We start from the raw sequence: 26342 nt of genomic DNA on the forward strand, positions 1-26342 counted from the left end.
CCTGTTTTGCGGTATACTGGCGTTTTCGTGATGTTTGAATAGTCATACATGGACACTCATTACTACAGCGTCAGTTTGGCCAGTGGTGAACACTTGGGTTTTTTGGTCACCGTCTTGGACGGTGAAGACGGCGCCCATGCCTCTGGCCAAGCGGTAATCAAATTGCAACCCAGCGACAATACTTGGCTTAAGCGGCCTGAAAGCCTGTCTTTACAGGCTTTGAGCGCGTATCAGCCTTTGCATTGGCAACATGAACACGATGGCATCGTCTTGCAAGACGGCGATGCCAATCTGCTCACCCGCATGAACGATGGCTATTTCAAATGGCAAGGTTTCGTGTATGTGGTGAACGACATTTCAAGCGTGATGTGATATGGAAAGCGTGTTCATCCTCATCCCCATCAGCATCATTTTGGTGTTTGTCATCGGCGGCTTTTTTTGGTGGTCATCCAAAAACGGTCAGTTTGACGATTTAGAAGGCCCAGCCCACCGCATTTTGTTGGATGACGACAGCCCACAAGCCGCCGACATCCAAGAGGATGCTTCCGACAACGACAACACCGATAAGCAACACCGCTAATCACCCATTTACAGGCCGCTTACATCATTAGGATGACTATGTTCGCATTTGCCCGCACCCGCCGCTTCGCTCCCCTGTTCGGCACCCAATTTTTGGGCGCGTTTAACGACAATTTGTTCAAAACCTCACTGGTGACCTTAATCAGCTTTTATGGGCTGGGCAAAGAAAGCAGTTTGCGCCCGGAAATGCTGGTGGCGATTTCAACGCTGTTATTGGTCTTGCCCTATTTCTTGTTTTCATCGATATCGGGGCAAATGTCGACGCGTTGGAACAAGGCCAGCATAGCCCGCGGCGTGAAAATCGGCGAAGTGTTGATCATGTTATTGGCAGCGTATGGTTTTATTACCGATTCCATTTGGGTGTTGATGGGTTGTTTGTTTTTAATGGGCATCCACTCCACCGTGTTTGGCCCAGTCAAATACGCGATTTTGCCCGAGTATTTGCGCCCGAACGAATTGCTCAGCGGCAACAGCTTAATCGAAAGCGGCACGTTTTTGGCGATATTGTTCGGCCAAATCATCGGTGCCATCATGGTCGGTGGCGGCATTTATACCGTCATTGCCATCATCGTATTGGTGGCAGCCTTGGGCACGTATACCAGCATGTACATGCCGGCTACACCGCCGCAAGACCCAACGCAGAAAATCCAATTGAACATTTGGGCATCTACGCGCGACTTGCTGAAAAAAGCCGCCGCCATTGCCCCAATTAAAGCCTCCATCATTGGCATTTCTTGGTTTTGGTTGGTCGGCTCGATTTACACCGCGCAATTGTCAACGTTTGCCAAACACTATTTGGGCGACTCCGAAGCCTTGTTCTCAGTATTGTTGGCGATGTTCTCCATCGGCATCGGCATCGGCTCCATCTTGTGCGCCAAAATCTCTCACAACCGCTTAAACCTGCGTTTGGTCTTGGTCGGCGCCGCCGGCATGTCCATTGTCGGCGTGTTATTGGCCGTGCACACTTTTGGTATGCCGCCTGCCAATCCAACCACCACCGTGTGGCAATTCCTGTCTGATGGCAGCCATTATTATTTGCTGTTGTTATTGGTGTTGATAGGCTTTTTTGGCGGTTTCTTCTCCGTGCCTTTGTACACTTGGCTGCAAACCTCCAGCAGCGACACCTTCCGTGCCCAAGCCGTGGCCGCCAACAACATCATCAATGGTTTGTTCATGGTCATCGGCGCGCTCATCAGCATGGCGGTGTTATTTGTGTCTGACAGCTTGGGCTTGCTGTTCTTGCTGCTGGCCTTGGGCAATATCGGCGTGATTTACTATTTAACACGCATCAGCCCTGATTTACTCGGCCGTGTTCACGACGAAGAGGTTTGATGGATTACCCAGTATGAAAAGATGCATTGCTTATACCGTCAGCCTCTTGGCCACATTCAGCCCACTGGCCAACGCGTTTGATTTACAGGACGCATGGGATGCAGCCCTGGCTTATGATGCGAGTCATTCGGCTGCAGCCTACCAACGCTTGGCCGCACAAGAACAAATTCCGCAAGCGCGCGCGCCCTTATTGCCACAAGTGGCGCTCAATGGCTCTTACCAACGCAATTACCCGATTAAACCCGACAGCGATGCCAACAACAGCTATGGCTACAATGTGCAAGCGACGCAAACCCTGTTTGATGCCGGTAAATACGCCGATTACCAACAAGGCAAGTTGGCAGCGCAATTGGCCGATGCCCAATTTGATTTGAGTGAGCAGCAATTGCTGCTCAATGTCAGCCAAGCCTATTTCGATGTCTTGACCGCTTACGATTTAATCAGCGCCAGCAGCGCGGCGAAAAAACTGTATGAACGCCAGCTTGAGCAAGCCAAAACCATGTTTGATGTCGGCGCTGCCACCATCGTCGACACCCACGAAGCGCAAGCAGGCTTGGACAACGCCCAAGTGCAAGTGTTGAATGCCGAACAAAAACTGCATTTGGCGCAGCAGAAACTCGAGTATTACACTGGCCTCAATCCTGCCGAAATCGAGCGCATAGACGGCGCCCGTGTCAGCCGCATCGTCGCCAACAAGCCTTTATCCGAATGGCAACAACTGGCTTACCGCAGCAATACCAACATCGGCGCCAAGCAATTGGCGGTGGCACAAGCGCAGGCAGCGGTACAAAAAGCCCGTGCCAATCGCTATCCCAAACTGGAGTTACAGGCCGCTTATCAAGACCAGCACCAACAAGTCAGCAGCATGGGGTTCAATGAAAACGTGCACAATAAAGGTGCATCGGTGGGCGTGAATCTGAGCATGCCGCTGTATGCTGGTGGCGCCTTGAATAGCCAAGTGCGCCAAGCACAATTGGAATTGCTGCAGCGTGAAGACGAATTGACCGCGAGCAAACGCGATACCGATTTGCAAGTGCGCGAGCAATACCTGAACGTGCAAAGCGGCTTGGCACAAGTACAAGCCTTGGAGCAATTGGTGTACACCAACCGCAAAAAACTCGAATCCAGCCAATTGGGACAACAAGTGGGCGTGCGCAGCAATTTGGACGTGATTCAAGCGCAGCAAACCTTGGCCGACTCCGAGCAACAACTGGCCAAAGCCCGTTACGACTATTTGCAAGCACAACTGGCCTTGTCACAAGCGGCAGGTCAATTGCAAAGCGGTGATGCCCTGCAACAAATTAACGCGGCAATTCGCACCCAGCCACTTCGCAAGACCCCCTAAAAAGTGGCATAATCAACACGCCCTCTGTTGTAGGGCGTTATTTTTTAGGGTGTGTGTCCACAGCGCCGCAATATGCGCTGTCCATCCATGCCCTGCCCTTGGTTTGAACGCAATAAAGACAGGTTAAAAACATTATGCTGCTCCTGATTGATAACTATGACAGCTTTACCTATAACATCGTGCAATACTTGGCCGAGCTTGGCCAAGAGGTGGTGGTCAAGCGCAATGATGAAACCAGCATAGACGAAATCACCGCTTTGGCACCGCAATACCTGCTGGTTGGCCCTGGTCCATGTGCACCGCAACAAGCAGGCGTGTCTTTGGCTGCCATTCAACATTTTGCCGGCAAAATTCCCTTGTTGGGCGTGTGTTTGGGTCATCAAGCCATCGGTGAGGCTTTTGGCGGCCGCATTATTGGTGCGCAAACCTTGATGCACGGCAAAGTATCGGCAGTGGCCCACCACAACAGCGGCGTGTTCCAAGATTTGCCCAATCCGGTTAATTGCACCCGCTACCACAGCTTGGTGATCGAACGCGCCAGCTTGCCAGACTGTTTGGAAATCACCGCGTGGACAGACGACGGTGAAATCATGGGCGTGCGCCACAAAGAATGGGCGGTGGAAGGCGTGCAATTCCACCCTGAAGCCTTGCTCACCGAGCACGGCCACCAAATGTTTGCCAATTTCTTACAGCAACACGCCTAAGCAACCACAACACGGCCTGTAAGCCGTGTTTTTTGTAGCAAAAGGATAAAAAATGATTACGGCCACCGAGGCTCTGAACCGCTTAATTGATCAAAACGAATTGTTTTACGATGAAATGACCGACTTGATGCGTCAAATCATGACCGGGCAATTGCAACCTGAAATCATCGCCGCCTTACTCATCGGTTTGCGCATTAAGGTGGAAACCGTGTCGGAAATTGCCGCAGCTGCCACCGTAATGCGCGATTTCGCCACCAAAGTACCGGTGCTGAACAAACACCACTTAGTCGACATTGTCGGCACTGGCGGCGACCAAGCGCACACGTTCAACATTTCCACCACTGCCATGTTTGTGGCCGCAGGTGCCGGAGCCCGCATCGCCAAACACGGCGGCCGTGCGGTTTCTTCTTCCAGTGGTGCCGCCGATATTTTGGAACACATGGGCGTGGCGATGTCGCTCAGCCCTGAGCAAGTGGCGCAATGTCTGGACGAAATCGGCATGGGCTTTATGTTTGCCCCCAACCACCACAGCGCCATGAAATACGTCGCGCCAGTGCGCAAAGCCTTGGGCGTGCGCACCATCTTCAACATACTTGGCCCATTGACCAATCCTGCCGACGCACCCAACCAAGTCTTGGGTGTGTTCCACCGTGATTTGGTCGGCATTTTGTCGCGTGTATCCATGCAAATGGGGCGCGAACATGTGTTGGTGGTCAACGGCCACGATGGTTTGGACGAAATCACCATTACCGGCAAGAGCTATGTGGCGGAATTGAAAAATGGCCGCATTGAGCAATACGAAGTGCATCCCGAAGATTTTGGTTTGACCCTCATCGACGATTTGCGTCCATTGAAAGTGAACACTCCAGCCGAATCTTACGCCAAGATGAACAGCGTCTTGGATGGTGAAGCTGGCCCTTGCCGCGACATCGTGGTGATGAATGCCGCAGCCACCTTGATTGCCGCCAACATCGCCGCCGATTTCGGCGAAGGCGTGGCCATGGCACAAGCGGCCATAGACAATGGCAAAGCCAAAGCCAGCCGCCAGCGCTTAATCGATTTAACCCAACAATTGTCGCAACAATAAGGAAGCCTGATGTCAGTTCGCATAGCCGCCGAAATTTTCAAAGCCTACGACATCCGTGGCATCGTCGATGAGACCTTGACCGAAGATGCGGTGTACCACATCGGCTTGGCCATCGCCGCACGCGCTCGTGCCTTGGGCGTGAGCGACATTGCCATTGGTCGCGATGGCCGTTTGTCGGGTCCACGTTTATTGGCCCGTTTGGCCGCTGCCTTGCAAGATGGCGGCCTGAATGTTGTTGATGTCGGCATGGTGGCCACACCGATGCTGTATTACGCCGCCCATACCTTGACCCAAGGTTCAGGCGTGATGCTGACCGGCAGCCACAATCCGCCGCAATACAACGGCCTGAAAATGATGTTGGCCGGCACCACCTTGTCTGGTGATGGCATCCAAGAGCTGCATCAAGCCATTGTTGCTGGTGTCACGCCTGTGACCACATGTGGTAGCTTGCGCAGCGCCGATGTCAGCACCGCTTACCGCGAACGCATCACCAGCGACATCAAGTTAGCGCGCCCGATGAATATCGTTATTGATGCTGGTAACGGCGTTGCTGGTGCTTATGCCGGCGATGTGTACCGCGCCTTGGGTTGTAGCGTGACGGAGTTGTTTTGCGACGTCGATGGCACCTTCCCCAACCACCATCCCGACCCAGCCAAACCGGCCAATTTGCAAGACTTGATACAAGCCTTGCAAGACACCGATGCCGAAATCGGCTTGGCGTTTGATGGCGATGGCGACCGTTTGGGTGTGGTCACCAAAGACGGCAACATCATCTGGCCCGACCGCCAATTGATGCTATACGCCGCCGATGTGTTGGCGCGCCAGCCGCAAGTGAAAATCATTTACGACGTCAAATGCACACGCTTATTGGCGCCGTGGATACGCGAACATGGTGGCGAGCCCATCATCAGCCGCACCGGCCACAGCTTGATTAAAGCGGCGATGAAAGAACACGAGGCGGCTTTGGCCGGCGAAATGAGCGGCCATACCTTCTTTAAAGAGCGCTGGTTTGGCTTTGACGATGGCATGTATACCGGCGCACGCTTATTGGAAATCCTGTCACAATCAGCCGATGCCAGCAGCGTGTTAAACGCCTTGCCCGAAGCCTTGTCTACGCCGGAACTCAACATCAGCATGGACAATGAAGGCGACAACCACCGCATCATTGCACAATTGCAAGCCAACGCCCAATTCCCTAACGCCGAAAACATCATCGACATTGATGGTTTGCGCGTGGAATACGCCAGCGGCTTTGGCTTAATCCGCGCCTCCAACACCACCCCAGTATTGGTCTTGCGTTTTGAAGCCGAAACCGAAACTGCGTTGGCAGCAATACAGGCCGAGTTCAAGCACGTATTGCAACAAGTGGGTTTAAACGATTTGCCATTCTAAGTTTTGCAATAAACCCCAATAAGCGGCCTGTAAACCTTGAATAGATTTACAGGCCGCCTTGTATTTGCTCAATACTCAACATCTGCATTATGCTCTAATACACCATCCATGGCGGTGCTGCCGCAACTCACATGACATACTTAGCTGTTTTGATACTTCTGATTTAATTGAACATTTTTTGGCCATCACTTAGGGAGTTTCTTTACCATGAAATACGTCTTATCAGCGCTGTTGTGTTCACAATTAATGGCTTGTTCCGCTTTAAATTCCAATTCAGATTGTTATTTTGGCCAAGTGCCTGCGCAGTATTTGCAAGACAACAGTGGTCATTACATCGATTTGGATGGCAAACGAGTGGCTGAAAAAGTGGCCAATCCGTATTACCAACAATATCTTCGCTGCCAACAACGGGCCAATGCCACCACCACATCCCATCGCATAGTCACAATACCAGTCGAACAACACCGTATTTGGGGTCAGGTTTTCAGCTTGAGCGAACCCAAAGAAATATTGACCCAAGAGCATGGCCAATATGTGAGCAGCGTGTTTACCAACCCAGACAACAGCTTCCTCCTCCAACATGAAGTGTTTGTGTACCCACGGCAAGACGATTTTAAGCAACGCTTTTTTGCAGACATCAATCAAACCGAGGGGAAGTTCACTCAGGCCAGCGTCAAGAATCTGCCTTATTTCATCGGCACAAACAATCACGGTGACGAGGTGATTTACGTGGTGAAACAACTGCCGCAGCAACGAATTTCCATCGTACAACTGCGCTCCAAACAGCCATTCAAACCCCAAGACCTTGCTGCTTGGGTACAAGATTTGTACAAACTGTAAATCCATTAACAAGCGGCCTGTAAGCCCAAGCTGGGTTTTACAGGCCGCTTATCAATGTTTGAACGGGTTTCAGTACATGATATTCAACTGGAGGATTGAATGTTTGTTTACATCAACAAATAACATGAAAGCGGCCTGTAAACATCAACACCATGTTTACAGGCCGCTTTTATCATACACAACTGCGGTTTAGCGTTTTGGCGCTGCCAATTCGCGGATGTCGCGCCAGCCTTCGTTGGTTTGCACCAAAGTCGCGGTTAAGTCTTGTTCGTTTTCCAATTCTTGTTTCAACTCAGGCAAGTCTTCTTTCATCAATTTTTTGGCAAAGCCTTCCAATTTGTATTCTGGTTTGAAGCGCACTTGCGTCACCGTCATGCCATTGGCTGGCGTAGGCTCGGTGAACCACGTCACCTCGTCGACTTTGATGTGGCCGATGCACATCAAATTGCCATAAGCGCTGCTGCGGAATTGTTCTTTGCCCTCTTTGGTCAAGCGGAAGCTGTCGGTAGGCACTTTGATGTCTTCACCCAAGACCGCTTTTTGCTCTTTGCTGCTGGCTTTTTCATACAAGCCTTCGCGGGTCATGATCTTCATTTGCTTTTGTGCGCCTTGGTTGATGTCGTCGCCAGCCAAGTTTTCGGTGGTCACGTGTATCCATTCGTCACCAAAACGGCCTTTGATTAAATGAGCGGTATTGCCCGCTTGGCCTGCCAAAGCGTCGTTCACAGGCACGCACAAAGGATGGTCGCTGTTGAATTCATCTATGGCTTTCGCCAATTCGCGTTTACTCGCATGGCTGCCATTGCCAGAACATGCGGTCAAGGTTGCAACCAAACCCAAGGCTATTAAATATTTCATGACTTTCCTTTATCCATGAAGCAAAAGTAGTTTGCATTATCATGACAAATTATACAGAGGACTAGCAAGCTCTTTTTTGCCCTAAGCACAAGGCATCGGGTAAAATTAGGTTTTTTATCACAAGGGCGCTCGATATGTTGCAAGTTTACGGTATTCCCAATTGCCAAACCGTCAAAAAAGCCCGTGTTTGGTTGGAAGAACAGCAAGTCGATTACACCTTTCACAATTTCAAAACCGAGGCGCCGACGGCCGCATTATTGCAATCGTGGCTACAACACGTGGCTTTGGATGCTTTGGTCAACAAACGCGGCACCACTTGGCGCAAACTGTCTGAAACCGAACAACAGGCCTTGTCCCAAGCCGACACCGCTATTGAGGTGTTGATTGCCAACCCATCGGTCATCAAGCGGCCTGTAGTGGTAGACACGGCCAAAGAGCCAACGGTAACTTTGGGCTTTGATGCTGAGCGCTATGCGCAATTGTACCGCGCATGAGTGGCATCCACGTCCTTGCTGATACCCATTTGGGCGCCGACACACCGGCGCTGAACATCTTATTGATGCAACACCTGTCTGAATGGATGGGCAAGCTGGACGCGCTGTATGTGTTGGGCAATTTCTTCGATGTGTGGTTGGGCGATGACATCCGCCACCACGTCAGCGAAGAACTCACGGCCACGCTGCAAGCGTTCAGCCAACACACGCCAATCTACATGCAACACGGCAGCCACGACTTCTTGCTGGGCGAAGCATTTGCCGCGCGCGCGGGTGTGACCTTATTGCCCGAAATCGCCACGGTGACTGCTTATAATCAACAACTCATATTGCTGCACGGCGATGTGCTCTACCCGCACAGCGAGGCCGAACAAGCGTTTCGCCATCGCAGTCGCAGCGCTGCATGGCAAACGCAGCAATACCAAACGCCGGTGCCTGAACGCAAGCAATATTTGGCGCAGCAAATTTGGCAGCAAGCGCATCAGCCGCAGGCGCAGCAAGCCATAGACGAATCGCGTTTGCTGGCGCTGCTAGACCAGCACGGCAGCAGCCATCTGCTCATCCATGAGCTGCCCATTACCGTGGTGCATGGCCACAATCCGCCAGCTCTTACAGGCCGCTTTGAACATATGTGGCAAGGCAGACAGATACAGCGCATTGCCCTGCCCCGTTGGCAAGGTTTGAATGGCGGCTATTGGCATTTTACTGACCAAGGACAAGGGCAATGGCAGGGCTTGGGCGTTAAAATACATGCATCTTAGCCTGGTAGTGGGAGGACAATATGGCATCATCAGTTTTAGAAATCTTACAAAAACGCGTACAAACCTTGGCCGACAATGTGTTGCGCACCGAGGCCGACATACAACACACGCAAGTATTGCTGCAACAACAGCAAGCGCTGCTCAGCCAAGCCGAACAAAGCGGCAATTTGGAAGCGGTACGCGCAGCCTTGACCGAAATGCAAGACTTGCAAGCACGCTTGCCCAAATTGGAGCAGAGTCTGGCCAAGTTGCAACACAGCCAGCGTTTGTTTGCCCGCCAATTGGCACAGCAACAGCCGGAATTGGAAACCGCTTAGGTTGCAAATCCGTGCAGGACAGCCAAGAAAAAAGCCACGTTTACGTGGCTTTAATGCTGTAGATAACGCAGCAAATCGTGTATCACATAGGCGCTGACGGCCAACAATCCAAACAAGAAGGCAAATTGCAATTGCCCCATGGAAACGATGGTCAGCGGCGTTTTACGCCAACGCCCGACCACAAAAAACATCGCCATCAAACTCCACTGCGCCAAAATCCAGTAGATGGGTTGCAAGAAATACAATTGCAACAAACCCAATAAAGAATACGTGCTTAAACCATCAGGATATTGGTAAGTCGACCACAACAAGGGGATGAGCCACGCCAAGTGCATCATCATGCCACTGACGGCCAAATACACCAAATACGGTGGACAACCGGGCTCGGCATAAAATACGCCAGTGGCACTGTGGTAATGCCATTGGTTCACAAAAAAGAACAGACTGCTTAAGGTAATGTACAAAGCGGCCAAGTTCAAAAACGCCGAACCATGGTAATACACAAACCCCGGCAACACACTGCTGAGCAACCATGAACCACCAGCGGCCAACACCAACGCACCGGTTAACCACTGTTTCAACTCACTGCGCAATACAAAATAGGCAAACAAGCCCACGTACACGCACATCACCACCAAACTTAACATCAATCTGCCACACCCATGATGCGCGCCAATGTGGCCGACAACACCTGCACAAACGCCTGTAAATAAGTGGTGTCTTGCTCCGCATGGAAATAATCCACTTGTTTAGAAGCCAATACCCACACCCCCAATAATTCACCATGGCGCAACAGCGGCAACACCAAATGGCTTTCATAAGCCTCATCCAGCCATGCTTCCATGCTTTTGGGCAGGTGCGCACACGGCCAAGCTTGGGTTTCTATCCATTGGAAACCGGCCTGTACGCGGTTGGCTTCGGGTACAGGCCGCTTATTGTGAGCCGGCAGCAGTTTCAAGGCATGGCTTGGAAAATCCAAGTCGTGAAACAACATCTGCTCCAATACCGCCACCACTTGCTTGTAACTGTTACAACGCGCCAAATCGGCGGCGCTGCGCCACAATACCGCCGCCAAATGCTGATTGTCTTGCAACACGCTCACCCATTGCTGTTGGCGCTGTTTGAGCATTTGGTTGTCGGCCTGTATTTTGGCCAATTGCGCATCGCGAAAATCGCGGACTTTGCCCTTATTGCCACTGAGCACATCGGCATTGCGGCTGATGAATTCTGGGTGTTGCAACAGATATTCACGCACGGTTTGTTCATTCATGCTCATCAATACGTCAACGTCCCTGAGTAAACTTCGGCGGCTGGGCCTGTCATCAATACCGACTCGCCCTCTTTCCAATGGATGGTCAAATCGCCACCGGGCAAATGTACCAACACCGTGTCGGTCAACAAGCCATGGCGTATGCCAGCCACCACGGCCGCACAAGCACCGGCGCCACAGGCTTGGGTTTCACCCACACCGCGTTCAAACACGCGCAAATTGATTTCCGACGGCGACAATACCTGCCCAAAACCCACATTCACGCGCTGTGGAAACTGTGGGTGTTTTTCTATCGCTTCACCCAGAATTTTGACCGGCGCGGTTTTCACGTCTTCAACCAACATCACCGCATGCGGATTGCCCATATTGACCAAACTCACCGGAATGGTTTCCATGCCCACCACCAACATGTGCACTTTGGCCTCTTGGTCAGCTTTGTTTTTGGGTACGAATGGGATTTCTTCAGGAGCGAAATGCGGTTTACCCATGTCGACGGTGATGCGGCCATCGTCCAAGATGTTCAAGACGATGATGCCACGCATGGTTTCCACCATCACCGAGGTTTTGTCGGTTAAACCATGTTCGGTCACGTATTTGGCAAAACAGCGCGCACCATTGCCGCACTGCTCGACTTCGCCACCATCGGCATTGAAGATGCGGTATTTGAAATCGCAACGCTCATTGTCTGAGGCTTCAATCAACAATAACTGATCAAAGCCGATGCCAGTATGGCGATCAGACCAGGTTTTGATGTTGTCAGCAGTCCAAGTCACAGGCTGATTCAAGGCATTGATGACGATAAAATCATTGCCCAAACCGTGCATTTTGGTGAAATTCAATGTTGTCATGGTGGTAACCATAGGCCAAAGCGGATAAGGCTTTCATTGTGGCATAAATTGCCACGCGAGCACAGTCTCTGTGACCGCATTCACAGTGTTTGCAACAGAAACGCCATTTTAAATGCTTACAGGCCGCTTGTACCTGTGTACAAGCGGCCTGTAAGAAGACTCACGACTTACCAACGGTTGTGTTCAGATGTATCAAGCAAAGGCCGCAAATCGGCGGCGATGACTTCGCGGGCGCGGAAAATGCGCGAACGCACCGTCCCAATAGGGCATTGCATCACTTCGGCAATCTCCTCATACGACAAACCATCCATTTCACGCAAAGTGATGGCACGGCGCAAATCTTCTGGCAATTTGGCCACCGCACTTTCTACCGTTTGCAAGATTTGCTTGTTCATCAATTCGGCTTCAGGAGTCAAGTTATCCGCCACTTGTTCGACCACATCCAAGACCTCACCATCGCTGTTGGCAATGTCGCTGGACATGATGGGGCGTTTGTTGTTATTGGCCAAAAAGTTTTTCGCGGTATTGATGCTGATGCGGTAGAGCCAAGTGTAAAAAGCACTGTCACCACGGAAATTCGGCAAAGCCCGATAAGCCTTGATAAACGATTCTTGTACCACATCGTTGACCTCATGCTCATCTTTGATAAAGCGCGATAACAAGCGTCCCAAGCGGCGGTGATACTTGGCCACCAGCAATTCAAATGCTTTGGTATCTCCTTTTTTCGCCCGCTCCACCAACTCTTGATCGATTTGTCTTTCATCCATGATTTTTATCACTTATTGCTGATTAACCCGCTGCACCATGCATTAGGTTTTGACAATAATGTATTGTCTTAAAAAAGCCAAAGCTTCATTGGCAAGAGGATATTGTGTACGCACGTCCTTGTCTTGTACTTGTGCCACCAACACGGTTTGGCTCGATGCATCATACCAGCACGGCCACAAATCTATCAGCACCAATGGCACTTTGGCTTGCTTTAATACCGCAATCAATTTGGTCAGCATGGGCTGAGTCACTTGATTGCGCAACAAACTTAAAGACCGTATCTGCCACTTGTCGTTGATTTGAGTATTCACTATGCATTCTGACATTGCAAGAGAATTGGTAAAAAATTCTCGCTTTGAGCCCAAATCTGCTCCGTTCAGCGCCTGTATCGCCGCCATCGCTTGACGTTGTACATTGCCCCATGCATACAGACGCATTCTGTCTACAAAAATCAAGTCTTTACCCAACATGATTTGATGCCTGGATTGCGGTTTTAACGCCAATTCTGTCAAAAAATGAGTTAACTGGGCTTTTTTCCATGCAGTTAAGCGCTGCATCTTGGCAAAATACAGCAATTGCTGTTCCTGTCTCGCCACACTCAAACTTAAACATTTTTTAAGTTGAAAAACCCCATGTTCATGCACAAACTGCCAATCCTGCACTTGAATTTCGGTCAACACCGCCAATTCACGTTGCATTTGTTCCACGCTGGCAAGTATTTTGTGTGCAAGCTCTGGGTGTTGGCTCAACATGTTCGGCAATATTTGCTGGCGCAACCAATTGCGCAAATAGTGTTCATCGCTGTTACTGGGATCGTCAACATGTTGCAAACCCCACTCTTGCGCATAGTCCAATATGAGCTGCTTACCGATGTGCAACAATGGCCGCCACACATAAGGCAATCGCTGATCGTTTTGCAATGGTCGCCACGCCGGCATGGCCGCCAAGGCCCGCACGCCACCACCGCGCAACCAACCCAAAAAAGCCGTTTCAATCTGGTCATCGGCATGGTGGGCCAACACCACCGTATCGGCTTGGGTGTCGGCATACACTTGGTAACGTGCCGCCCGCGCCGCCGCTTCCAGCCCCAAACGCTGTTGGTCGGCCACTTGCACCGCCACCGTGCGCAGCGGTATGCCCCAATCGGCACACAAGCGCTGACAAAAACGTGCCCATTCAGCTGCAGGGCTTTGCAATTGGTGGTTCACATGCACGGCTGAGAGTGCAAAACCCAATTGGCCTTGCAATGATTTCAGTAGATGCAACAACACCACCGAGTCGACGCCGCCACTGAGCCCGACTTCCAAATGAAAATGGTCAGAACCGCGTTCTGACCATGATTGCAAAATAGCCTGTTCTAGCTTATTTTTCAGCATACGTTCCATACGCCATGATGCGATCGAAGCGGCGGGTGAGCAAATCGGCCATAGGCATGTCTTGCGCTTGGCGCAATTGCTCGGCAATCGCCTCTTTAACGCTGTTCATCACTTCGGTGAAATTGCGGTGCGCGCCACCCAAAGGTTCGGGAATGACTTTATCAATCAAATCCAAATCGTGCAAACGTTTGGCGGTAATGCCCAAGGCTTGCGCCGCTTCTGGTGCTTTTTCAGCGGTTTTCCACAAAATCGATGCACAACCTTCTGGTGAAATCACCGAATAAGTCGCGTATTGCAGCATATTGACATAGTCGCCCACGGCAATGGCCAAAGCACCACCAGAACCACCCTCACCAATCACGGTACACACCACCGGCACATGTAAATCGCTCATTTCAAACAAATTGCGACCAATGGCTTCGGATTGACCACGCTCTTCCGCACCGATACCCGGATACGCTCCTGGGGTATCTATGAAGGTCAAAATGGGCAAATGGAATTTTTCCGCCAACTTCATCAAGCGCAAGGCTTTGCGATAGCCTTCTGGCTTAGGCATGCCGAAATTGCGGTAGATTTTTTCTTTGGTGTCACGGCCTTTTTGGTGACCGATGACCATCACCGATTGACCATTGAAACGGGCCAAGCCGCCCACGATGGCAGGATCGTCAGCAAAACTGCGATCGCCGTGCAATTCTTGAAAATCGGTGAAGATGCCTTCGATGTAGTCCAGTGTGTAAGGACGTTGGGCGTGACGTGAAACTTGTGAAACCTGTGCTGGAGTGAGTTTCGCAAAAATGTTTTTGGTTAAATCGTCGCTTTTCTTTTGTAATCGTTTGATTTCTTCAGAAATATCTACTACAGAGTCATCCTGAACAAAACGCAACTCTTCAATTTTTTGGCTTAATTCTGCAATCGGTTGCTCAAAATCCAAAAATACTTGCTTCATGCAGTGGTATCCATATGTCGTAAATTATCAATAATCATACGCTATCTTCCCCAAAGACGCAGCTCTTTTGCGCTTTATCCGATGGCGTACAAATGAAAATTGGGGTAAAAAATCGGCGTTCATTATGGCATACGTCGGTTTTATTTCAAACACTAAAAAACCCGCTTGCCACACACAAAGCCAGCCTTTAACAGTACAATAACACACTTATGCTATGGGAAAATCGATTATGAGTGAAATCAACACCATGCGCCTGGACAAATGGTTGTGGGCGGCACGCTTCTTCAAAACCCGTGCTTTGGCTCAAAAACACATAGAGCTCGGCCGCATCAAAGTGAATAATGAGCGCGTTAAGAACAGTAAATACATCGTCGTTGGCGACGTCATCGACATGAGCCTGAACAGCTTGCCATTCCGACTGACGGTGAACGGTTTGAACATGCAGCGCCGACCCGCACCAGAAGCGCGCTTGCTCTACAGCGAAGACGCCGACACGGTGGCCAAACGCGAACATATCAAGTTGCTCAACCAAGCGGCCGACATGCAAACGCATTACCCAGAAGGCCGTCCAACCAAACGCGACCGCCGCCAATTGGACCGCATCAAGCAAGATTGGTAAACGTATATTATCGCCACTGCTGTCCTTTTCAACACAGCAGCAATATGGCGAAAATACACATATGATTGCTACTAACACAGCCCATCATCGGGCTGTATTTTTTTACAGGCCGCTTATGAGTATGGCGAGCATCAGATGCAATCCATTGCGCGCTGTTGCTTTTTAGATGAACACACATCCATCCCAACAGCCCCATATGAACTGCTTGCGGGCAATGTCGCCTACAGGCCGCTTATCAAGATGTCTCGACATGCCATCAAACCACAATTCGGCCACCTTATTGCCAATATGCAGCCATACGCACTCATCCCGTACACGCTATTATTGAATTATTGAGTGACCCCGTTTACAGGCCGCATGCTTCACACCCCTACCCAACTTTCCTCCAATATTAAATCGGTTGATTGGGATTTTTAGATAAGCCAAGCCATCCGCTATTATCTTCAATGCTGCCTGTAACTTTATTTAAAGTTCTATCACTGCTGCTTACTCAGTACATCTCTACCCATTCCTGTAAATACCAATGCGGCCTGTAAACCTTTACAACACAAAAAAACAGCCATCTTAACGATGGCTGTTGTGTTACAGGCCGCTTACTCAACATCTCTACCCAACTTTCCTCAAGAATTGAATTGATTAATTACGGTTTCAAGAAGTCCCAATCTATTGCCAATCTAGTGCGGCCTGTAACATTACTTGAAGCGCTATCACTGCTACTCACTCAGTACATCTGCACCCATTCCTGCCAATACCAATGCGGCCTGTAAACCTTTACAACATAAAAAAACAGCCATCTTAACGATGGCTGTTGTGTTACAGGCCGCTTGTGGCTTAGTCGAACATGTACAACAAGCCGGCGCCGCCGCCAACATCGCCCATGCGGTTGGCTGTGGCCGAAGCCTTGAATACCCAGTTACCGCCTTCAGAGATGGATGAGTAACCCAAGGCATAACCCACTTCACCTTTATGCACGCCGGTGGCGATGGCCAAACCGCTCTTACCTGGCAGATACACTTGCGGTAAGTTGGCCACGGCTAAGGCAGTTGCCACACCCGCACGCGATTCGTCTTCCAAGCCATCAATGCGCGCATTGATTTTGTCGCCCATTTTTTGCATTTGACCCAGATTCACCGCGTCGTTGGCAGCCTTACCATCGGCCACATTGCTCAATGTCACCGGGGCATCGCTGTCGGCGTCGCCTTTGAGGTTGAGTACGTTTTGCGCCTTGCCATTGCCGTCTTTCACGTATTGTACTGGGCCGCTTTCGCCTTTAATCAAGCTGTCTACCGCTTGATTGGTCGCATACAATTGTGAGCCATTGATGGCATCGGTACTGCTCGCATCAATGCGACCGGCCGCCACATTGGTGATGGTGCGTTCGGCATCTTTGCTGCCCACACTGATGGTACCTACTGGCGCTGAACCAGCAAAGTCATACGTGGTGTCGCCTATGGTGATGTTTTTGGTGCCCACGGCGGCATCGACCGAGCTGCCATTGCCTAAGCCTACCGAGCCGCCAAAGGTGGCGCCATTGGCTTTGCTCATGTCAGTGGCGTCTTTGCCTATGCTCACCTCATTGCCCAACACAAAGGAGTTGTCGGCGTCGATCTTATTGTTGTTACCGATGCTGTAAGAATCGTTGCCGTTGATGATGCTCGGGTCGCCGATGGCGCCAGAACGATCACCGTTCACCTCATTGCCCGTACCAATGCTGATGGAATTGTCACCATTGGCCTTAGAACCATGACCCATGGCCACTGAAGATTTGCCATTGGCTTCGGTTTTGCTGCCGACAGACACGCTATCGGTCGCACCTTCACCTACCTTGGATTGGTAGCCCATGGCCAAGCCATTGGTCGCGCTGTCATCCACAATGGCATTCACACCAAAGGCCGACGAGTTTTTACCACCAGCACTGGCCGAGTTGTTGTCTTTGTTTAACAAGCCAGGTTCTTCACTCTCATCCGCAGCATTGGTATGCGCGTATTTTGTGCCCTCTTGGTTGACGGTATTGATCGCCTCGGTCAAGGTCAAATCGCCGGTCTTGGTTTGGTTGGCCACATCGTAAATGTCCAAATCCAATTTCGGCTTGCCATCTGGACCTACGGTAATGCCCAAGATGTCATTGTTGATGTTGGTTTGGTTGTCTTGCATTTGTTGCAAGGCATCGTGCAACTGGCCACCATTGATGGCGTCTTTGCTGCCCGCTTCTACCTTACCATCGGCCACATTGGTGATGGTGGTGCCATTGGCGCCGCCACCCAAAGTAATGCTGTCTTTGTTGACCGTACCATCGGCATTCTTATCGTATTGCACGCCGCTGTTATTGGCCGCACCAATGCTGTTGTTCACATCAGAAATGGCTTGGTCCAACTGACCTTTGTTAATCGCATCGCCTGCCGCCGTACCATCGGCCACATTGGTGATTTGATTGCCACCGGCATCAATACCGCTGCCACCGATGCTGACACTGCCACCTTTGCCATTGCTCACGGTAATGTTGCCAGCCGACACATTGGTGCTGTCGCCTGCGGCATTGGTGATGGTGTTACCGGTAGCGCCATAATTGGCATTGTTACCGGCCGCATCGCTCACTTGCGTGCCTGAAGCGGTGACATTGGTCACATCACCTTTCGCATTGCTGATGTTGCTGCCAGCAGCACTGCTGTTAAAGCTGTTGCCAGCTTTGTCGGTGAATTGGTTGCCAATCGCGCCATAGAAAGCATTGTTACCCAATGCGTCCTGTACGCGGCTGCCAGTGGCATCGACATAATTCACATTACCCAAAGCGTCTTGCATGGTCACGCTGCTCAAGTTCAAATCGCTGGACAAGGTCAACAAGATTTGGTTATCAACATCGTTGCTCACGGTCAAATTGCCATCGGCGCTGGCAAAGTCCACCGTTTCACCCACAGTCACCGTGTCACCGGCACCACCTTGGGCACTGATGTTAAAGCCAGCGTTGTTGATCTTATTGTCCAAATCGGCAATTTGACCTTCGGTAGCGGCGCGGTCGGCCTGTATGTTATTCGGGTCGTATTTGGTGTTGCTCAAACCGGTGATTTCGCCGCTATTGCCGTCGATGGCAATGTTGTAAGTATTGCCTGCCACATTGATATTGCCCGCACCAATACTGGTAGAGACATTACCGGCCGCCTCGGCAATGCTGATGCCATTGGCACCATAAGTCGCATTGTTACCCAAGGCGTCTGCCACTTGCGTACCAGCGGCAGTCAACTCGGTTTTGTCACCAGCAGCGTTGGTCAATACTGAACCAGCGGCATTAGTGCTGTAAGTATTGCCCGCAATGTCGGTCAAAGTATTGCCCAAGGCATTGCTGATATTGCTGTTGCCAGCCAAATCGATGAACGAGCTGCCGTTGGCGCCGTAAGATGCTTTGTTGCCTTGCGCATCTTCAACTTGTGTACCAGCAGTGTTCAAGACGGTTTTATTGCCCTGACCATCATCGGCGGTCACGCTTTGTACCGAAATCGCATTTGCCAATTTGAATTGGATACCGTTATCAACATTGTTGCTGATTTCGATATTGCCATCGCTATTGGTGAAATCAACGGTTTCGCCCAATTTGACCGTATCGCCAGCGCCACCGTTGGCACTGATGTTAAAGCCTTTGTTGGTCAACTGTTGGTCCAAATCGGCGATTTGACCTTCAGTCGCAGCACGGTCGGCCTGTATGTTATTCGGGTCGTATTTGGTGTTGCTCAAACCAGTGATTTCGCCAGTGTTGCCATCAATGGCAATGTTGTAAGTATTGCCTGCCACATTGATATTGCCTGCACCAATATTGGTAAAGACATTACCAGCCGCATCGGCAATGCTGATGCCGTTAGCGCCGTAAGACGCGTTATTGCCCAATGCATCTGCAACTTGCGTACCAGCCGCAGTCAACTCAGTTTTGTCACCGGCAGTGTTGGTCAAGACCGAACCTGTAGCTGTGGTGGCATAAGTGTCACCAGCAGCGTTGGTCAGATTAGAACCAGCAGCAGTGGTACTGTAAGTATTGCCTGCAATGTCGTTCAAGCTATTGCCCAAAGCATTGCTGATATTGCTGTTGCCAGCCAAATCAGTAAATGAGCTGCCATTCGCGCCGTAAGATGCTTTGTTGCCCAATGCATCTGAAACTTGTGTACCAGCGGTGTTCAGTACGGTTTTATTGCCCTGACCATCGTCAGCGGTGACGCTGTTGACATTGATGTCGTTGGCCAAGTCAAACGTCAAGCTCGAACCAGCAGCGGTAATGTTGATGTTGCCATCAGTATTCACAAAGCCGACTGTTTGACCAGCGGCCACATTGAAGGTATTGCCAGCAGTATCAGCGGCATTCCAACCCAAATTCAGTTTGCTGTTCACGGTAGTGATGGCGTCATCCACAGTATTCGCACCGGTGCCACCAATATTGCTCCAAGTGATGGTATTGCCATCGTATTGGGCATTGCCGCCAAAAATGTTGTCAGCCAAATTGTTGCCCAAGTTATCGAGCTGGCCTTTATTCACCGCATCGTCAGCATTCACACCCGCGCCAACACCACTCAAGGTATTGCCACCGAAGTTGACATTGCCATCAGCGATGGTGATGGTATTGCCGGCGGCACTGCTGATGCTGATGCCATTGGCACCATAAGACGCGTTATTGCCCAAGGCATCTGAAACTTGCGTGCCAGCTGCAGTCAACTCAGTTTTGTCACCGGCAGTGTTGGTTAAGACCGAACCTGCGGCAGTGGTGCTGTAAGTATTGCCCGCAATGTCGGTCAAGCTATTGCCCAAGGCATTGCTGATATTGTTGTTGCCAGCGAAATCGGTGAACGAGCTACCGTTGGCACCGTAAGATGCTTTGTTGCCCAATGCATCTGAAACTTGCGTACCAGCGGTGTTCAAGACGGTTTTATTGCCCTGTCCATCATCAGCAGTCACACTGTTAACATTGATGTCGTTGGCCAAGTCAAACGTCAAACTAGAACCGGCAGCGGTGATGTTGATGTTGCCATCGTTGTTCACAAAGCCGACAGTTTGACCAGCGGCCACATTAAAGGTATTGCCTGCAGTATCAGCGGCGTTCCAACCCAAGTTCACTTTGTCGTTTACTGAGGCGATAGCACTGTCTACGGTATTGGCACCAGTACCGCCAATATTGCTCCAAGTGATGGTATTGCCATCGTATTGGGCATTGCCGCCAAAGATGTTGTCGGCCAAGTTATTACCCAAGTTATCGAGCTGGCCTTTATTAACCGCATCGTCAGCGTTCACACCCGCGCCAACACCACTCAAGGTATTGCCACCGAAGTTGACATTGCCATCGGCGATGGTGATGGTATTGCCAGCGGCACTGCTGATGCTGATGCCATTAGCGCCATAAGAAGCGCTATTGCCTTGTGCATCTTCAACTTGCGTACCAGCAGTGTTCAAGACGGTTTTGTTACCCTGTCCATCATCAGCAGTCACACTGTTAACATTGATGTCGTTGGCCAAATCAAACGTCAGGCTAGAACCAGCAGCGGTGATGTTGATGTTGCCATCAGTATTCACAAAACCCACGGTTTGACCAGCGGCCACATTGAAGGTATTGCCTGCAGTGTCGGCCGCATTCCAACCCAAGTTCACTTTGTCGTTTACTGAGGCGATGGCGCTGTCCACAGTATTCGCACCTGTGCCACCAATATTGCTCCAAGTGATGGTATTGCCATCGTATTGGGCATTGCCGCCAAAGATATTGTCGGCCAAATTGTTGCCCAAGTTATCGAGCTGACCTTTATTAACCGCATCGTCAGCGTTTACGCCTGCACCCACACCGCTTAAGGTATTGCCACTGAAATTAACATTGCCATCAGCGATGGTAATGGTGTTACCCGCAGCACTGCTGATGCTGATGCCGTTGGCACCGTAAGTCGCGCTATTGCCTTGCGCATCCTCAACTTGTGTACCAGCAGTATTCAAGACGGTTTTGTTACCCTGTCCATCGTCAGCGGTAACGCTGTTGACATTGATGTCGCTGGCCAAGTCAAACGTCAGGCTAGAACCGGCAGCATTGATATTGATGTTGCCATCGTTGTTTACAAAGCCGACTGTTTGACCGGCGGCCACGTTGAAGGTATTGCCTGCAGTATCGGCAGCGTTCCAACCCAAATTGACTTTGTCGTTCACTGAGGCGATGGCGCTGTCCACGGTATTCGCACCTGTGCCACCAATATTGCTCCAAGTGATGGTGTTGCCATCGTATTGGGCATTACCACCAAAGATGTTATCGGCCAAATTATTGCCCAAGTTATCGAGCTGACCTTTATTGATGGCATCATCGGCGTTCACACCTGCACCAACACCACTTAAAGTATTGCCACCGAAGTTAACATTGCTGTCAGCAATGGTAATGGTGTTGCCGGCGGCACTGCTGATGCTAATGCCGTTAGCACCGTAAGAAGCACTATTGCCTTGCGCATCTTCAACTTGTGTACCAGCAGTGTTTAAGACGGTTTTGTTACCCTGTCCATCGTCAGCAGTCACACTGTTAACATTGATGTCGTTGGCCAAGTCAAACGTCAGGCTAGAACCGGCGGCGGTGATGTTGATGTTGCCATCGTTGTTTACAAAGCCGACGGTTTGACCGGCGGCCACATTGAAGGTATTGCCCGCGGTATCGGCAGCGTTCCAACCCAAGTTCACTTTGTCGTTCACTGAGGCGATGGCGCTGTCTACGGTATTGGCACCGGTACCACCAATATTGCTCCAAGTGATGGTGTTGCCATCGTATTGGGCATTGCCACCAAAGTTGTCGGCCAAGTTATTGCCCAAGTTATCGAGCTGGCCTTTGTTGATGGCATCGTCTGCGTTCACACCTGCACCAACACCACTTAAGGTATTGCCACCGAAGTTGACATTGCCATCAGCAATGGTGATGGTATTGCCGGCAGCACTGCTGATGCTGATGCCGTTAGCGCCGTAAGAAGCGCTATTGCCTTGGGCATCTTCAACTTGCGTACCGGCGGTGTTCAAGACAGTTTTATTGCCTTGACCATCATCGGCAGTCACGCTTTGTACCGAAATTGCATTCGCCAATTTGAATTGGATGCCATTATCCACATTGTTGCTGATTTCGATATTGCCGTCGCTATTGCTGAAATCAACGGTTTCGCCCAATTTGACTGTATCGCCAGCGCCACCGTTGGCACTGATGTTAAAGCCTTTGTTGGTCAACTGTTGGTCCAAATCGGCGATTTGACCTTCGGTCGCAGCACGGTCGGCCTGTATGTTATTTGGGTCGTATGTGGTGTTGCCCAATCCGGTGATTTCGCCGGTGTTGCCGTCGATGGCGATGTTGTAAGTATTGCCAGCCACATTGATATTGCCTGCACCGATGTCGGTGGTTTGATTACCGGCCGCATCGGCGATGCTGACACCATTGGCGCCATAAGTTGCATTATTGCCCAAGGCATCGGTGACTTCTGTGCCGGCGCCGTTCAAAACGGTTTGATTGCCCAGACCATCATCAACAGTCACGCTGCCCAGATTCACATCTTTGGCCAAATCGACGGTGATGTCGCCATTGGTGTTTTTAAGCACCACATTGCCATCGTTATTGCTGAAATCAACGGTGTCGTTAGGCGCCACAGTGTAAGTGCTGCCATTTTCAGTCGACACTTTCCAGCCAGCATTCGCTTGTTGGTTCACCGCATCCAAAGCGGCCTGTACGGTATTAAAAGTTGTGCCACCGACTGCCAAACCGGCATTGACCGTGCCTGTCGCCGCATCGTAAGAACTGCTGCCACCCAAGGCATTGGCGATGCTGTTGCCCACTTGGTCTAATTGGCCCTTGTTCACCGCGTCGCCTGCGGTCACACCGGCGGCCACATTGGTCAAGGTATTGCCGCCAAAATTGATGTTGCCATTGCTGATGGTGATGGTATTGCCAGCATTGTTGATGACCAAACCATTGGAGCTGTAGTCGGTAGTATTGCCGTTTTTATCAAACGCGGTCATGCCATCGGCAGTCACGTGGGTGACTTCACCATCTTTATTGGTCAAGATGGTTCCGCCCACCAAATATTGAGCGGTATTGTCACCATCGCTTAAATTGCTGCCCATTGCCGTGGTCACATTGCTGTAATTGTTGGACACCAAGATGTTGCTGGAGGCGGTTTGTACATTCACATTGCCCAATGCATCTTGCAAAACCAAACCTTCGGCATTCAAAGTCATGGTATTACCATCGGCATCTTGGGCCACCACACTGTTCACCACCAAATCATCGCTGGTGTTGATGGTAATCTCATTGCCCACGCGGTTCACATCGATGTTTTTGCCGCTGTTAATGGCAACGGTATCGCCGGCACGCACCGCGCTGGCATTGTCGCCATCGCTTTGCAAGTTCCAACCTTGGCTTAAATCGGCGACTTTATTGTCCAAATTGGTCACATTTTGGTTGGTTTGGTACAACTGACCACCGTTCACCGCGTCTTTAGAACCCACGCCCACCGTACCATCGGCCACATTGGTGACTTTTTGGTTGCCCGCGCTGATGCCATTCAAACCAATAGACACATTGCTGCCTGGGGTGCCATTGCTAAAGCTCAATTGCTGCTGGTTCAAACTTGCCAATTGGGTGCCGTCTTTGTTCAGCAACACCATGCCTTTGCTGTTCACTTGCGTGGTGTTACCGGCCGCATCTTGTACTTCAGTGCCTGACGCATTGGTTGAAGTTTGATTGCCTTGGCCATCGTTGATGATGCTGCTGCCTGCGCCATAGCTGGCCCAAGCACCATTGCCTGAGTCGACTTGCAAACCACCGGCATCCAAGATGCTGCTCTTACCACTGCCATCGACGGTGGTGACGCTGGTCAAGACCATGTCATCGCTGGTAGCGATGGTCAAAGTATTGCCCACACGGCTAATATCAATGTTGTTACCGCTGTTGATTTGCACGGTATCGCCGGCTTTGACGCTGCTGTCCACATCGCCATCGCTTTGCAACTTCCAGCCTTGGCTCAATTGGTCAATGGCATTTTTATTGTCGGCAATGTTTTGATTGGTTTGGTAAAGCTGACCGCCGTTCACCGCATCGGTAGACGTGGCCGAACTGATGTCACCTGCGGCCACATTGCTGATGGTTTGGTTGCCAGCGCTGATGCCGGTTTCACCAACAGACACGGCATTGGCCGAACCGGGATTGAACACCAATTGGTCGGCACCATAATGCGCTTCGCTGCCGCTGCTGTTGCTCACGTTCAGGCCGCTTGCATCCAAGACGCCATAAGTTGTGCCTGATGCGTCCTGTAAACTCACGCTGTTCAAATTCAAATCATCGGCAGTGGCGATGGTCAAGGTATTGCCATCACGGCTGACATCGATGTTTTTACCGCTGTTAAACTGCACGGTGTCACCGGCCACCACGCTGCTGGCGGTATCACCATCGCTTTGGATGCGCCAGCCTTGGCTTAAGTGGGCAATGTCGGCGCTGTTTTGGTCGACTTTTTGGTCTACCGCATACAATTGACCACCATTGACCGCATCTTTAGAACCTACTTCCACTTTGCCATCGGCCAAGTTAGAAATGCCCACCGCATTGGCGGCACCCACACCACCTAAAGTGATGTGGTTTTTATCGGTGCTGTCGTATTGCACCGCCAAGCTGCCCAATAAGCCCGCTTCGTCTTCGGCTTTTTTGATGTGCTCTTGCATCTCTTGCTGGATGTCGTACAGCTGCGAACCATTGATGGCTTCTTTAGAACTGGAAGAAATCGCGCCATCGGCCACATTGGTGATGGTTTGGTTGCCGGCATTGACGCCAGTATTGCCTATGGACACGGCATTGGCTGTATTGGGATTGAACACCAATTGATTGCCATTGATGACACTGCTGTTGCCCGATGCGTCCTGTAAAGTCACGCTGTTCAAAGTCAAATCAGCGGCAGTGGCGATGGTCAAGGTATTGCCGACACGGCTGACATCGATGTTATTGCCACTGTTGATTTGGACGGTGTCCCCCGCCAACACCGCGCTGGCATTGTCGCCATCGCTTTGCAATTTCCAGCCTTGGCTTAAATGGGCAATGTCATTGGTGTTTTGATTCACTTGCGTGTTGGGTTGAAACAGCTGATTGCCGGTAACCGCATCGCTAGAACCAGCGGCGATATTGCCATCGGCCACGTTAGAAATCCCAACCGCATTAGAGGCACCCGCACCGCCTAAGGTAATGTGGTTTTTATCGGTGCTGTCGTATTGCACCGCCAAGCTGCCCAATAAACCGGCTTCGTCTTCGGCTTTTTTGATGTGCTCTTGTACTTCTTGCTGGATGTTGTACAACTGCGAGCCATTGATGGCGTCTTTAGAGCTGGAAGAAATCGCGCCATCAGCCACATTGGTGATTTTTTGGTTGCCCGCATTGATGCCAGCATTGCCGATAGACACCGCATTGGCCGTGTCTGGATTGAACACCAAGCTGTCGGCGCCGTATTGAGCACTGTTGCCAGCGCTGTTGCTGACGTTCAGGCCGCTGCCAGTCAAGACGCTGTTGTTGCCTGATGCGTCCTGTAAGGTCACACTGTTCAGATTCAAATCGTCGGCAGTGGCGATGGTCAAGGTATTGCCATTACGGCTCACATCGATGTTTTTACCGCTGTTGATTTGCACGGTATCGCCGGCCAACACGCTGCTGGCCGCGTCACCGTCGCTTTGTAATTTCCAACCCTGGCTTAAATGGGCAATGTCAGATGTGTTTTGGCTGACTTGTTGGGTGGTTTGGTTCAACACTTGGTTGGTTTGGTATAACTGTGAACCATTAACCGCCTCTTTGGATGT

The 26342-nt window shown here is 50.8% G+C and carries 20 protein-coding genes and 1 pseudogene; 12 read left to right on the forward strand and 9 right to left on the reverse strand.

What is annotated here, in order from left to right:
- The first annotated feature begins 48 nt into the window (after window positions 1-48).
- From BN3003_RS16355 to BN3003_RS16390, 8 genes are all read left to right on the forward strand, one after another.
- A complete protein-coding gene (locus tag BN3003_RS16355; protein ID WP_058357682.1) occupies window positions 49-372 on the forward strand; it encodes an HLGFF motif protein in 324 nt (107 codons plus the stop codon).
- A 1-nt stretch (window position 373) separates the two neighbouring features.
- On the forward strand, window positions 374-580 hold the full coding sequence (gene ccoS / locus BN3003_RS16360) for a cbb3-type cytochrome oxidase assembly protein CcoS (RefSeq protein WP_058357683.1): 207 nt from the start codon (window positions 374-376) through the stop codon (window positions 578-580).
- Window positions 581-618: 38 nt separating this feature from the next.
- Window positions 619-1911, forward strand: a complete 1293-nt coding sequence (locus BN3003_RS16365; protein ID WP_082625709.1) for an MFS transporter — start codon at window positions 619-621, stop codon at window positions 1909-1911.
- A gap of 13 nt (window positions 1912-1924) precedes the next feature.
- Entirely contained in the window at window positions 1925-3256 is a 1332-nt protein-coding gene (locus tag BN3003_RS16370; RefSeq protein ID WP_058357685.1) for a TolC family outer membrane protein, read from the forward strand.
- Between the two features lie 134 nt (window positions 3257-3390).
- On the forward strand, window positions 3391-3960 hold the full coding sequence (locus BN3003_RS16375) for an aminodeoxychorismate/anthranilate synthase component II (protein WP_058357686.1): 570 nt from the start codon (window positions 3391-3393) through the stop codon (window positions 3958-3960).
- A gap of 52 nt (window positions 3961-4012) precedes the next feature.
- Complete coding sequence (gene trpD, locus BN3003_RS16380) at window positions 4013-5047, forward strand: anthranilate phosphoribosyltransferase (protein ID WP_058357687.1); 1035 nt, start codon at window positions 4013-4015, stop codon at window positions 5045-5047.
- Window positions 5048-5056: 9 nt separating this feature from the next.
- Window positions 5057-6439, forward strand: a complete 1383-nt coding sequence (locus tag BN3003_RS16385) for a phosphomannomutase/phosphoglucomutase (RefSeq protein WP_058357688.1) — start codon at window positions 5057-5059, stop codon at window positions 6437-6439.
- Window positions 6440-6646: 207 nt separating this feature from the next.
- Window positions 6647-7279: a hypothetical protein gene (locus tag BN3003_RS16390; protein ID WP_058357689.1), complete on the forward strand. Its 633-nt coding sequence runs from the start codon at window positions 6647-6649 to the stop codon at window positions 7277-7279.
- A 189-nt stretch (window positions 7280-7468) separates the two neighbouring features.
- Here BN3003_RS16390 and BN3003_RS16395 read toward each other — a convergent pair whose 3' ends face one another.
- Window positions 7469-8137, reverse strand: coding sequence for a hypothetical protein (locus BN3003_RS16395; RefSeq protein WP_058357690.1), 669 nt, complete (start codon window positions 8135-8137; stop codon window positions 7469-7471).
- A 134-nt stretch (window positions 8138-8271) separates the two neighbouring features.
- Between BN3003_RS16395 and BN3003_RS16400 the strand changes: the two genes are divergently transcribed.
- Genes BN3003_RS16400 through BN3003_RS16410 form a run of 3 tightly spaced genes read left to right on the forward strand, consistent with a single transcriptional unit; the run spans window position 8272 to window position 9709 of the window.
- Window positions 8272-8631: an ArsC family reductase gene (locus BN3003_RS16400; protein ID WP_058357691.1), complete on the forward strand. Its 360-nt coding sequence runs from the start codon at window positions 8272-8274 to the stop codon at window positions 8629-8631.
- The gene (locus BN3003_RS16405; protein ID WP_058357692.1) at window positions 8628-9392 is read left to right on the forward strand and encodes a UDP-2,3-diacylglucosamine diphosphatase; all 765 of its coding nucleotides are present in this window, start codon (window positions 8628-8630) and stop codon (window positions 9390-9392) included. The genes BN3003_RS16400 and BN3003_RS16405 overlap by 4 nt, the downstream gene beginning before the upstream one ends.
- 20 nt (window positions 9393-9412) lie before the next feature.
- The gene (locus BN3003_RS16410) at window positions 9413-9709 is read left to right on the forward strand and encodes a hypothetical protein (RefSeq protein WP_058357693.1); all 297 of its coding nucleotides are present in this window, start codon (window positions 9413-9415) and stop codon (window positions 9707-9709) included.
- 50 nt (window positions 9710-9759) lie between these two features.
- Here the strand turns inward: BN3003_RS16410 and BN3003_RS16415 are convergent, their stop codons facing one another.
- The 6 genes from BN3003_RS16415 to BN3003_RS16440 all read right to left on the reverse strand — a co-directional run bounded on the left by BN3003_RS16415 (window position 9760) and on the right by BN3003_RS16440 (window position 14917).
- Complete coding sequence (locus BN3003_RS16415) at window positions 9760-10356, reverse strand: hypothetical protein (protein WP_058357694.1); 597 nt, start codon at window positions 10354-10356, stop codon at window positions 9760-9762.
- Entirely contained in the window at window positions 10356-10985 is a 630-nt protein-coding gene (locus tag BN3003_RS16420; protein WP_058357695.1) for a DUF484 family protein, read from the reverse strand. The genes BN3003_RS16415 and BN3003_RS16420 overlap by 1 nt, the downstream gene beginning before the upstream one ends.
- Entirely contained in the window at window positions 10985-11827 is an 843-nt protein-coding gene (gene dapF, locus BN3003_RS16425) for a diaminopimelate epimerase (protein ID WP_058358095.1), read from the reverse strand. Before dapF ends, BN3003_RS16420 begins: the two co-directional genes overlap by 1 nt.
- A gap of 167 nt (window positions 11828-11994) precedes the next feature.
- On the reverse strand, window positions 11995-12594 hold the full coding sequence (gene rpoE / locus BN3003_RS16430) for an RNA polymerase sigma factor RpoE (protein WP_058357696.1): 600 nt from the start codon (window positions 12592-12594) through the stop codon (window positions 11995-11997).
- Window positions 12595-12636: 42 nt separating this feature from the next.
- A complete protein-coding gene (gene tilS / locus BN3003_RS16435) occupies window positions 12637-13971 on the reverse strand; it encodes a tRNA lysidine(34) synthetase TilS (protein WP_058357697.1) in 1335 nt (444 codons plus the stop codon).
- Window positions 13958-14917, reverse strand: a complete 960-nt coding sequence (locus tag BN3003_RS16440; protein ID WP_058357698.1) for an acetyl-CoA carboxylase carboxyltransferase subunit alpha — start codon at window positions 14915-14917, stop codon at window positions 13958-13960. Before BN3003_RS16440 ends, tilS begins: the two co-directional genes overlap by 14 nt.
- A gap of 229 nt (window positions 14918-15146) precedes the next feature.
- On the opposite strand from BN3003_RS16440, the gene BN3003_RS16445 reads away from it, so the two are divergent.
- On the forward strand, window positions 15147-15536 hold the full coding sequence (locus BN3003_RS16445) for an RNA-binding S4 domain-containing protein (protein WP_108721549.1): 390 nt from the start codon (window positions 15147-15149) through the stop codon (window positions 15534-15536).
- 831 nt (window positions 15537-16367) lie between these two features.
- On the opposite strand, the gene BN3003_RS16450 is transcribed toward BN3003_RS16445, so the two are convergent.
- Together BN3003_RS16450 and BN3003_RS19250 are read right to left on the reverse strand one after the other, a co-directional pair.
- Entirely contained in the window at window positions 16368-25223 is an 8856-nt protein-coding gene (locus BN3003_RS16450; RefSeq protein WP_267886159.1) for a YadA-like family protein, read from the reverse strand.
- Window positions 25218-26318, reverse strand: a pseudogene (locus tag BN3003_RS19250) (hypothetical protein); the annotation flags it as partial. The pseudogene BN3003_RS19250 and the gene BN3003_RS16450, both read right to left, overlap by 6 nt.
- Window positions 26319-26342 lie beyond the last annotated feature (24 nt).

The organism is Vitreoscilla massiliensis, from assembly GCF_001457815.1.
Taxonomy (GTDB): Bacteria; Pseudomonadota; Gammaproteobacteria; order Burkholderiales; family Neisseriaceae; genus Vitreoscilla; species Vitreoscilla massiliensis.

Bases quoted from the DNA above. Each gene is read 5' to 3' on its own strand.
- BN3003_RS16400 (WP_058357691.1), top strand. From the start codon at position 8,272: ATGTTGCAAGTTTACGGTATTCCCAATTGCCAAACCGTCAAAAAAGCC.
- ccoS (WP_058357683.1), top strand. From the start codon at position 374: ATGGAAAGCGTGTTCATCCTCATCCCCATCAGCATCATTTTGGTGTTT.
- BN3003_RS16385 (WP_058357688.1), top strand. From the start codon at position 5,057: ATGTCAGTTCGCATAGCCGCCGAAATTTTCAAAGCCTACGACATCCGT.
- BN3003_RS16365 (WP_082625709.1), top strand. From the start codon at position 619: ATGTTCGCATTTGCCCGCACCCGCCGCTTCGCTCCCCTGTTCGGCACC.
- BN3003_RS16450 (WP_267886159.1), bottom strand. From the start codon at position 25,223: ATGCAAGAGCACATCAAAAAAGCCGAAGACGAAGCGGGCTTATTGGGC.
- BN3003_RS16415 (WP_058357694.1), bottom strand. From the start codon at position 10,356: ATGTTAAGTTTGGTGGTGATGTGCGTGTACGTGGGCTTGTTTGCCTAT.
- rpoE (WP_058357696.1), bottom strand. From the start codon at position 12,594: ATGGATGAAAGACAAATCGATCAAGAGTTGGTGGAGCGGGCGAAAAAA.
- BN3003_RS16375 (WP_058357686.1), top strand. From the start codon at position 3,391: ATGCTGCTCCTGATTGATAACTATGACAGCTTTACCTATAACATCGTG.
- dapF (WP_058358095.1), bottom strand. From the start codon at position 11,827: ATGACAACATTGAATTTCACCAAAATGCACGGTTTGGGCAATGATTTT.
- BN3003_RS16390 (WP_058357689.1), top strand. From the start codon at position 6,647: ATGAAATACGTCTTATCAGCGCTGTTGTGTTCACAATTAATGGCTTGT.
- tilS (WP_058357697.1), bottom strand. From the start codon at position 13,971: ATGCTGAAAAATAAGCTAGAACAGGCTATTTTGCAATCATGGTCAGAA.
- BN3003_RS16395 (WP_058357690.1), bottom strand. From the start codon at position 8,137: ATGAAATATTTAATAGCCTTGGGTTTGGTTGCAACCTTGACCGCATGT.
- BN3003_RS16355 (WP_058357682.1), top strand. From the start codon at position 49: ATGGACACTCATTACTACAGCGTCAGTTTGGCCAGTGGTGAACACTTG.
- BN3003_RS16370 (WP_058357685.1), top strand. From the start codon at position 1,925: ATGAAAAGATGCATTGCTTATACCGTCAGCCTCTTGGCCACATTCAGC.
- BN3003_RS16445 (WP_108721549.1), top strand. From the start codon at position 15,147: ATGAGTGAAATCAACACCATGCGCCTGGACAAATGGTTGTGGGCGGCA.
- BN3003_RS16440 (WP_058357698.1), bottom strand. From the start codon at position 14,917: ATGAAGCAAGTATTTTTGGATTTTGAGCAACCGATTGCAGAATTAAGC.
- trpD (WP_058357687.1), top strand. From the start codon at position 4,013: ATGATTACGGCCACCGAGGCTCTGAACCGCTTAATTGATCAAAACGAA.
- BN3003_RS16410 (WP_058357693.1), top strand. From the start codon at position 9,413: ATGGCATCATCAGTTTTAGAAATCTTACAAAAACGCGTACAAACCTTG.
- BN3003_RS16420 (WP_058357695.1), bottom strand. From the start codon at position 10,985: ATGAGCATGAATGAACAAACCGTGCGTGAATATCTGTTGCAACACCCA.
- BN3003_RS16405 (WP_058357692.1), top strand. From the start codon at position 8,628: ATGAGTGGCATCCACGTCCTTGCTGATACCCATTTGGGCGCCGACACA.